3 protein-coding genes are annotated in these 4,439 nt (G+C 71.8%); all 3 read left to right on the top strand.

All coding sequences use genetic code 11. From position 1 onward, the window contains the following. The first annotated feature begins 59 nt into the window (after window positions 1-59). Window positions 60-1,727 carry an acyclic terpene utilization AtuA family protein gene (locus tag G5C51_RS40090; protein ID WP_165245572.1) on the top strand — a complete coding sequence of 556 codons (1,668 nt, stop codon included), beginning with the start codon at window positions 60-62 and terminating at the stop codon, window positions 1,725-1,727. Then, window positions 1,724-3,325 (top strand): acyl-CoA carboxylase subunit beta, encoded by a 1,602-nt coding sequence (locus G5C51_RS40085; RefSeq protein WP_165245570.1) that lies wholly within the window; start codon window positions 1,724-1,726, stop codon window positions 3,323-3,325. Before G5C51_RS40090 ends, G5C51_RS40085 begins: the two co-directional genes overlap by 4 nt. Window positions 3,326-3,336: 11 nt before the next feature. Then, on the top strand, window positions 3,337-4,439 hold a 1,103-nt coding region (locus tag G5C51_RS40080; RefSeq protein WP_165245568.1), incomplete at its 3' end, for an ATP-binding protein.

Below are 4,439 nucleotides of genomic sequence, written 5' to 3'. Positions count from 1 at the left end.
AGCCCACCCAGCCGGACCAGCCCACCCAGCCGCACCGGCCCACCACCACACCACTCCGCATAGGCAACGCCTCCGGCTTCTACGGCGACCGTTTCCACGCCCTCCGCGAGATGCTCACCGGCGGCGAACTCGACGTCCTCACCGGCGACTACCTAGCCGAGCTCACCATGCTCATACTCGGCCGCGACCGCCTCAAAGACCCCACCCTCGGCTACGCCAAGACCTTCCTCCGCCAGCTGGGGGACGCCCTCGCCCTCGCCCACGACCGCGGCGTAAAGCTCGTCACTAACGCCGGCGGCCTCAACCCATCCGGCCTCGCCGCCGCGATACGCGAGCTGGCCCTCCGCCTCGACATCCCCGTCAAAGTCGCCCACGTCGAAGGCGACGACCTCACCGCCACCGGAAGTTGGGGAGACGGAGTCCTCGCCGCCAACGCCTACCTGGGCGGCCGCGGCATCGCCGACTGCCTCCTCGCCGGCGCCGACGTGGTCGTCACCGGCCGCGTCACCGACGCCGCGCTCGTCACCGGTCCCGCCGCCGCCCACTTCGGCTGGGCCGAGGACGCGTACGACGAGCTGGCGGGCGCGGTCGTCGCCGGGCACATTCTCGAATGCGGCACCCAGGCCACCGGCGGCAACTACGCCTTCTTCACCGAACACGACGTCTCCCGCCCCGGCTTCCCGATCGCCGAGATCGCGGCGGACGGCAGCGCCGTCATCACCAAGCACCCCGGGACGGGCGGCGCGGTCACCACCGAGACCGTCACCGCGCAGCTCCTCTACGAGACCGCCGGCCCCCGCTATCCCGGACCCGACGTCACCGCCCACCTCGACACAGTCCGGCTGAGCGCCGACGGCCCCGACCGGGTCCGTATCGAAGGCGCCCGTGGCGAGGCCCCGCCGCCCGACCTCAAGGTCGGCCTCAGCCGGCTCGGCGGCTTCCGTAACGAGGTCGTCTTCGTCCTCACCGGCCTCGACATCGATGCGAAGGCGGCGCTCGTACGGGAGCAGATGGCGCCCGCGCTCGCCGGGCTGAAGGACGTCCGCTGGACCCTCGCCCGTACGGACCACGAGGACGCCGCCGCAGAGGAAGAGGCGAGCGCGCTGCTGCGGCTCGTCGTACGGGACGCCGATGCCGGAGCCGTCGGGAAGGCCGTCAGCGGGGCGGCGATCGAGCTGGCGCTGGCCAGTTACCCGGGCTTTCACGTCACCGCGCCGCCCGGGAAGGGCGCGCCGTACGGGGTCTTCGAGGCGGCGTACGTGCCCGCCGCGGAGGTCGAGCACCGGGCCGTGCTGCACACCGGCAAGCAACTGATCGTGCCGCCGCCGACGTACACGCGCGGCCTGCACCAGGTCCCGGAGCCCGAGCTGCCCGAGCCGCTTCCCCCGGGGCCCCTCCGCCGCGCCCCGCTCGGCCTCATCGCCGGCGCCCGCAGCGGCGACAAGGGCGGCAGCGCGAACCTCGGCGTCTGGGCCCGTACGGACGCCGGCTGGCGCTGGCTGGCGCACACGCTCACGACCGCCAAGCTGCGCGAACTCCTCCCCGAGACCGCGAACTTGCCCGTGACCCGCCACCTCCTCCCGAACCTCCGCTCCCTCAACTTCGTCATCGACGGCCTCCTCGGCGAGGGCGTCGCGTCCCAGGCCCGTTTCGACCCGCAGGCGAAGGCGCTGGGGGAGTGGCTGCGGGCCCGCCACCTCGACATACCTGAGGAGCTGCTGCCTTGACCGTGCTGGCGTCCGCGCTCGACACCTCGGCCACCGACTACACCGCCAACCGCGAGGCGATGCTGGGCAAGCTCGACGAGCTGCAGCAGGAGCACGCCAAGGCGCTCGCCGGAGGCGGCGACAAATACGTCGACCGGCACCGCAAGCGCGGCAAGCTGCTCGCCCGCGAGCGCATCGAGCTGCTCCTCGATCCCGATACGCCCTTCCTGGAGCTGTCGCCCCTCGCCGCCTGGGGCAGCGACTATCCCGTCGGCGCCTCCATGGTCACCGGCATCGGTGTCGTCGAGGGCGTCGAGTGCCTGATCACCGCCAACGACCCGACGGTGCGCGGCGGCGCGTCAAACCCGTGGACCCTGAAGAAGGCCTTCCGCGCCCACGAGATCGGCTCCGCGAACCGGCTCCCGTCGATCCACCTGGTGGAGTCGGGCGGCGCGGACCTGCCGTCGCAGAAGGAGATCTTCATCCCGGGCGGCGCGCTCTTCAAGCACCTCACCCAGTCCAGCGCGGCCGGGATTCCGACCGTCGCCGTCGTCTTCGGGAACTCGACGGCGGGCGGCGCGTACGTGCCCGGCATGTGCGACCACGTGATCATGGTGAAGGAGCGGGCGAAGGTCTTCCTCGGCGGGCCGCCCCTGGTCAAGATGGCGACGGGCGAGGAGTCCGACGACGAATCCCTCGGCGGCGCGGAGATGCACGCCCGCACATCGGGCCTCGCCGACTACTTCGCGGTGGACGAGCCGGACGCGCTGCGGCAGGCGCGGAGCGTGGTCCGGCGCCTCAACTGGCGCAAGGCGTACCCCAATCCGTCCGGCCCGGTCGCCTCGCCGAAATACGACGAGGACGAGCTGCTCGGCATCGTCCCCGGCGATCTGAAGATCCCCTTCGATCCGCGCGAGGTGATCGCGCGGGTGGTGGACGGCTCGGACTTCGACGAGTTCAAGCCGCTGTACGGGGCGTCGCTGGCGACCGGGTGGGCCGAGCTGCACGGCTATCCGATCGGTGTGCTGGCGAACGCGCAGGGCGTGCTCTTCAGCGAGGAGTCGCAGAAGGCCGCCCAGTTCATCCAGCTGGCCAATCAGCGGGATATCCCGCTCCTCTTCCTCCACAACACCACCGGCTACATGGTCGGCAAGGAGTACGAGCAGGGCGGCATCATCAAGCACGGCGCGATGATGATCAACGCCGTCTCCAATTCCAAGGTGCCGCATCTGAGTGTCCTGATGGGCGCGTCGTACGGGGCCGGCCACTACGGCATGTGCGGCCGGGCGTACGACCCCCGCTTCCTCTTCGCCTGGCCCAGCGCCAAGTCCGCGGTGATGGGCCCGCAGCAGCTGGCGGGCGTCCTGTCGATCGTCGCCCGCGCCTCCGCCCAGGCCAAGGGCCAGCCGTACGACGAGGAGGCGGACGCCGGGTTGCGGGCGATGGTGGAGCAGCAGATCGAGGCGGAGTCGCTGCCGGCGTTCCTGAGCGGCCGGCTCTACGACGACGGCGTCATCGACCCGCGCGACACCAGGACCGTGCTGGGCCTGTGCCTGTCGGTGATCCACAACGCGCCGTACGCGGGTGTGCGTGACGGCTTCGGCGTCTTTCGGATGTGAGGTCTTTCCCCGTGATCGAAACCCTTCTTGTCGCCAACCGGGGCGAGATCGCCTGCCGCGTCTTCCGCACCTGCCGCGAGCTCGGCATCGCCACCGTGGCGGTGCACTCCGACGCGGACGCGTCCGCCCTGCACGTACGCGAGGCCGACGCCGCTGTGCGGCTGCCGGGCAACTCCCCCGCGGACACCTACCTCCGCGGCGACCTGGTCGTGAAGGCCGCGCTGGCGGCGGGCGCGGACGCCGTGCACCCGGGTTATGGCTTCCTCTCCGAGAACGCGGACTTCGCGCGAGCGGTGACGGACGCCGGGCTGACCTGGATCGGCCCGCCACCGGAGGCGATCGAGGCGATGGCGTCGAAGCCGCGGGCGAAGGCCCTGCTCGGAATCGAGCCGCTCGACCCGGGCGCGGTGACGGAGGCGGACCTGCCGGTACTGGTCAAGGCGGCGGCGGGTGGCGGCGGGCGCGGGATGCGGGTCGTGCGCGAACTGGCCGCACTGAAGGGCGAGATGGACGCCGCTTCCGCGGAGGCGGCATCCGCCTTCGGGGATGGCGAGGTCTTCGTCGAGCCGTACGTCGAGGACGGCCGGCATGTGGAAGTCCAGGTGCTGGCGGACGGCCACGGCACGGTGTGGGCGCTGGGCACGCGGGACTGCTCGCTGCAGCGGCGGCATCAGAAGGTGATCGAGGAGGCGCCGGCGCCCGGCCACCTGCCGGACGGTCTTGAGGACACGGCGGTACGGGCCGCGCAGGCGGTCGGGTACGTCGGAGCCGGGACGGTGGAGTTCCTCGTCGGGCCCGACGGGCGGGCGCAGTTCCTGGAGATGAATACGCGGCTGCAGGTGGAGCATCCGGTGACGGAGCTCGTGTACGGGACCGACCTGGTCGCGCACCAGATCCGGATTGCGGAGGGGGCGGAGCTCCCTGCCGAGCAGCCGGCCCCCGCCGGGCATGCGATCGAGGCACGCCTCTACGCGGAGGATCCGGCCGCCGACTTCGCGCCGCAGGTGGGGGCGATCAGGCAACTCGCCGCGTCGGAAGCCCGTTTCGACACCGGCTACGCCGCAGGCGACCAGGTCTCCCCCCACTACGACCCCCTCCTGGCCAAGGTCATCGT

Source organism: Streptomyces coryli, assembly GCF_011044975.1.
GTDB lineage: Bacteria > Actinomycetota > Actinomycetes > Streptomycetales > Streptomycetaceae > Streptomyces > Streptomyces coryli.
Note: the sequence above shows the minus strand (reverse complement) of the source record. Positions and strands in the feature narration are given on the sequence as shown.